A 2,830-nucleotide genomic window follows, 5' to 3' on the forward strand; every position below is an offset into this window, starting at 1 on the left:
ATCAAGCCGTAAAACTTCTCTGAAGCCTTAGAAATGAGTTTTTGGACGTTCTTCTTTGTTTCAATGGAACGTAGTTCTTTCTGAAGCTGAAGAAGCTGGTTTTGTACGTCCTTGTGTTTGTCTAATGCACTGGATATATCGTTTGATAGTTCCTGAAGCTGTTCTTTCGCACATTCGGTCTTGTACTGCATAGCCGATAAGTGTTTGCGGTCAGAAGAAACGCCACGTTCCATGCCCAGTGTTTCAGATGCTATGGTTTGGAGTTCTGCCATGTCATCACGCGATAAACGCACACTTTTCCCATTCGGCTGCGTCCAATCGAAAACTACATGGGCATGAAGGTTAGGTGTCCATTGCTTTGCGTTCATGTATCCTTCGTCCTTGTGTATATGGATTTGAAATGCTTCGATACCGAAACGTTCTTTGCAGACCGTGGCAAACTGCTGGAGTTCCTGCATGGTGGTTTCTTGTTTGATTACTATTACTCCCTCTCGTATGGGTGCGGCTTTAGCCTGCATCTTCTGCCCAACCGTATCGAGATATCTTTGTTTCGCACTTTCCAGCCGATGGGAGATGCTATCTCCAACCCAGCTTTCATTCAAATGACTAAGTTCGGGACGAACATAGTCCAACTCTTTTTCCCTAAAGTTGTGAATCTCACTCCCCGGCTTCACTGCTTGTACATGAATACTTGTTGCTCCCATAAGTTAACATTTTTGTGACAATCGATAACAGCCGGTGACAGCCGGCTGACAGGGGGTTAAGGGGGCTTGTCCCCTTACACACGCACCCTTTAGGGTGCTAGTGTGCTATCACCATACTGCATAGGTGCGAAGTTAGCAAATGTTCTGTAAATGCACAAATAAAGGGGAAAACATTTGGATTTGCGACAATAAAGTACTACCTTTGTTGCTGACCAAACGGTAGCCGACCGATACGGGAGAGTTACCAAAATACAAGCCGCTGGAGTTAATTGACGGACATCCGACATCTCCAGCGGCTTTATTTTTGCCTATCTGCTTCGTCTAGGCATACCAGTACCTCTACTAAAAATGTACTTCAAAGATACTTATTTTCTACCGACTTGATAGTTTTTACCCCATATTCTTGGACATTTTTCCCCCATGAGGTTATCTTTGTAGGGTGAAAGAGAAACCCATAAACGGGGATAGATTGAATGCTGGGAAGCATAAACAATCGGGGTAAGGTTAGCGAACCTTGCCTTTCATCCCCCATTATAACTTTACATAGAGGAACTTTATCTATCCCCCCCCCCGCCCCCAAAGGGGGAGCGACCAAACGGCAGCTTCACTCAATGGAGTGTTACTGTTCATCAAAGCCAAGTGATAATTGTCGTTTCTCTGCTTCTTCTTTCTTTTGGGCAGCTAAAGTCTTTTTCCGAACGTATGTTTTAGCAAATGTCACTCGGTCACCATTGAATACTATCAGAGGATTAATAAACCAAAGATTATCGGCTGGTCCTCGGGCTATGATTTCAGCTTTTACAAGTTCTGCAAGTCCTTTATAAACGGCTTTGTCTGTTTTGTATTTGGTATATTCTAGGCATTTTTTTCTATTGAAGATGATTAAATCATTTTTGGGTTTCATGCAGGTCATAAAGTAACCAAAAACCCGAATAGCTGCTTGTGATAGGTCAAAGAATGCAGCAAAGTTAGAAAGATACAATTTAGTGAATTGTTCTTCATCTACTTCTATTTGACGGATAAACGAAGTCTTAAACACTTCTCCAGTTTCAGTGTCGGCTAAAGCTACTACGGCTCTCTTATCGCCACCACTATTACTCTTATACTTTTTAACAACATGATTTTCAATACCTTCTATAGCTTGTTTCATAAAAGGATTTTCTTCGTTCTTTTGAAAATCGGTTAACTTAACTGCTTTTTTATTTTCCATTTTGATGTGTTTTTGGGAAATATTATTCTCCACAAAGTAAACTATTATTTTCCATAAAAACAATATTAAGGGAAATATTATTTTCCTGTTTAGTATTATATTAGGAAATCAGTATTTTCTAGATTGGAAAATGAGAATTTCCAATATGGAAAATGCCCTATATTGTGTATCAAGTACTTAACTTATTCTATTTCTTCTATTCTTAATATACCCCCAAAACAGCACAAAATCAGTCACTTAAAAATCATCGGTCGGGGAGCGCCCAGCGGCAAGGGGCGGGACCACCCGTCCCGACGAGCGCCACACCATAAACTTTTTTTAGAATAAGCACACAACCGTTTTCCGAACCCTGCAAAATTTCTTCCGAATCCGAACGACGTAACACTCCATTGAGAGAGGCTGCCGTTTGGTCGCTCCCCCTTTGGGGGCGGGGGGGGGGTTACATACCCATACCGAAACCTCTGCTTCTGGTGATTTGCTTGAGTAGGTCTTTCCCCTCTTCCATAGCTTTTGATATGTTTGGGAAATGATGCCTTAAAGCCTCCAGTTGTTCGGAATTGAACAAGTCTTTCATCTTACCAAGTTCTTTTTTCAATTCCTTGGTTTCGGTCTTTAGTTCTTGGTTCTCCGTCCTTAATCGGTTACTGGTTGTCCTTGCGTTGTCCATTTGTTGTCTATAATACTCCTTGTCATTCTCGGCTTTGAATGCCTTTGTGCCGTTTTGCTCTTTTTCAAGTATAGCCTTTCCCAGTCTATCGGATAGCTGTTCATTTTCCCCCTCTAAAGCCTTTACTTTGGCTTTTAAGGCATCCTTTTCCCTATCGTTGACTGTTTTTCCAATCAAGCCGTAAAACTTCTCTGAAGCCTTAGAAATGAGTTTTTGGACGTTCTTCTTTGTTTCAATGGAACGTAGTTC

Annotated in this window: 3 protein-coding genes; all 3 read right to left on the minus strand. The window is 41.6% G+C overall.

Translation table 11 applies throughout. The annotated features are described in order from the left end of the window. Nucleotides 1-704: plasmid recombination protein (locus tag I2A66_RS16640; protein WP_243140599.1), on the minus strand; the 704-nt coding region annotated here is incomplete at its 3' end. A gap of 619 nt (nt 705-1,323) precedes the next feature. Continuing rightward, nucleotides 1,324-1,914, minus strand: coding sequence for a replication/maintenance protein RepL (locus I2A66_RS16645; RefSeq protein ID WP_004295513.1), 591 nt, complete (start codon nt 1,912-1,914; stop codon nt 1,324-1,326). A 439-nt stretch (nt 1,915-2,353) separates the two neighbouring features. After that, the coding region (locus I2A66_RS16650; protein ID WP_431190235.1) for a hypothetical protein at nt 2,354-2,830 on the minus strand (477 nt) is incomplete at its 5' end.

It is taken from the genome of Romboutsia sp. 1001713B170207_170306_H8 (assembly GCF_015550495.1).
GTDB lineage: Bacteria > Bacillota > Clostridia > Peptostreptococcales > Peptostreptococcaceae > Romboutsia_E.